Origin of the sequence: Vibrio sp. 779(2023) (assembly GCF_033344285.1) — a bacterium.
Classification (GTDB): Bacteria; Pseudomonadota; Gammaproteobacteria; order Enterobacterales; family Vibrionaceae; genus Vibrio; species Vibrio alginolyticus.
Genome location: NZ_JAWPOM010000064.1, coordinates 1 through 1792 on the forward strand (window position 1 = coordinate 1; position 1792 = coordinate 1792).

Annotated in this window: 1 protein-coding gene and 1 pseudogene; one reads left to right on the plus strand and one right to left on the minus strand. The window is 47.4% G+C overall.

Annotated elements, in window-relative coordinates; translation table 11 throughout:
- Nucleotides 1-288, plus strand: a pseudogene (locus tag R8O70_RS24875) (TetR/AcrR family transcriptional regulator); the annotation flags it as partial.
- A gap of 74 nt (nt 289-362) precedes the next feature.
- On the opposite strand, the gene R8O70_RS24880 reads toward R8O70_RS24875, so the two are convergent.
- Nucleotides 363-1792, minus strand: a 1430-nt coding sequence (locus tag R8O70_RS24880; protein ID WP_318184424.1) for a hypothetical protein, incomplete at its 5' end; no start/stop codon positions are given.

The following is a 1792-nucleotide window of genomic DNA, read 5'->3' on the forward strand; positions in this document are numbered from 1 at the left end:
GCGCTGACGGAGAAATACTATCGCTACTATTTTGCGAACGTCGAGTTGAGCCGAGCCTTGTTGAAAGAGGTGATTTGGGATTTGGATTATTATCAGTCGTTTAACCAAGCTTTGTTTCAATCTGCGAGCGTAAGTTCTGTTCTTGAAGACAAAATGCCGTTGATTTTTGACTGCTACTTCATGACGCTAATCGCACATTTAAGCCGAGCAGAACCGGATGTTGAAGCCGCGCTTACAGATCTTCATGCTAAGTTTCGGCAAATCATTCCCATTGAATCATTTGGCTAATGGCTAAAAGTCGAATCTTAGCTCCAGCATATTCAAACAACATCGGTTTTGATGAAGCCTTCTTGTTCGAGCGTTCAAAGGTGTACAGTAGCGTTTACCGAGCGGTTGATTGATTCGGCTATGCTATCGACGCGAGACAGGTCGATCTCATCCACCCCAACTTTTGGTGGTGATTGCATGGCTGAGTAGTTATAGAGAAATCGATAAATCGCTTGCCACTGTTTAATGCGCTGCAAACTCAAGTGGGCAGCGTAGCTTGGTGGTAACCATTGGGTATAACGGTTCCAAAACTCGCTGTTCCAATTCGGGTGTGTCGGGATTAATTCGTCTATCGATTCCGATGGTCTTGCGCTTTTTGGAGTCAGCCAACCCATCCCCACTTGCCAACTCCCATATTGATTTTGGATGTTTCCACGACGCCACGTTTCATCCCACCAACTCATCTTTTGCTTTGCATGATTTAAGCTCAGATTTTCCTCACTTTGTCCAATATGGCAATAATAGAGTTGCGTCGTGCCCCGCTTAATGGCGGAGGTAAAAGCGGTGATCGCTGCCCCTCGTAAAAAGCTTTCATGTTCGAGGACAAAGCGTTTCGGCACTTTGTTCGCAAAGTATTTCGCCAAGTTTTGCATGTGCGCGTGCGCAGCAAAAACTGGGCGAGTGAGTAGCACTTCTTTTGATTTCGCGTGCGAACCATCGCAGTAAGCGAGTTGGTCAAATTGGCTGCGGCTAAGAATTTTGTCGTAAGTGCGCTGTGCTTGGAGAAATACATCTGATTCGTTTGGCGCTTCTTCTTGCTGCGTTAATTGGTAACGACTTGGCTCCCAAAGCGGTTGAGGAATGACGTGCTCTGACATCTCTGTCTGAGGAAACCAAGCGTTGTCACTGAGCAAAAGCACGTAACCCGTTTGGGCATCGGCGCTGCATAGTGTCCAAACATGCGCTGCACGTTGTTCTCGGCCATGGTGGCGAAAACCAGAGCGCGCCACTTGAACAAAGGAGCGAGTTTGGATATTCGAGAACGATAAGTGACGTTCGTATAAGCGACTAAAAGTGTCCAGCATACTTGCCAAACGTTCAAGATATTGTGAAAAACGGCGATGATTTAAGCCCAATTTATACTGTAAATCTTTGGGTGAAACCTCGGCCAATAGAGCATCAAGCAGTGGTTGGAGTGTGTGGGATTCTTTGTTCGGGTTCAGCAGCGTTGCGGTTTTTTGACAGCAGCGACACTTTACTCTTGGGCTACCGACGGCGGTTCTCCCGTAACGTTGCCAAGCAGGGAATCGGCATTCGCAATGAGGCAATAGCTTCAACTCAAAGGTTTGCTGTTGAAGTTGATGAGCCAATGCGAGTATCGGCTCGTTAATCAAAACCGGAGGATAAGCTCCACACTCAGGGCAATGCCACGAGTCGTAGCCGAGCCGATTTGAGCGCGAATACAAACTGAGATCAGGCACGCCGCAATTAGGGCAGCCAAATGACTTACAGCCATTGTATTCTT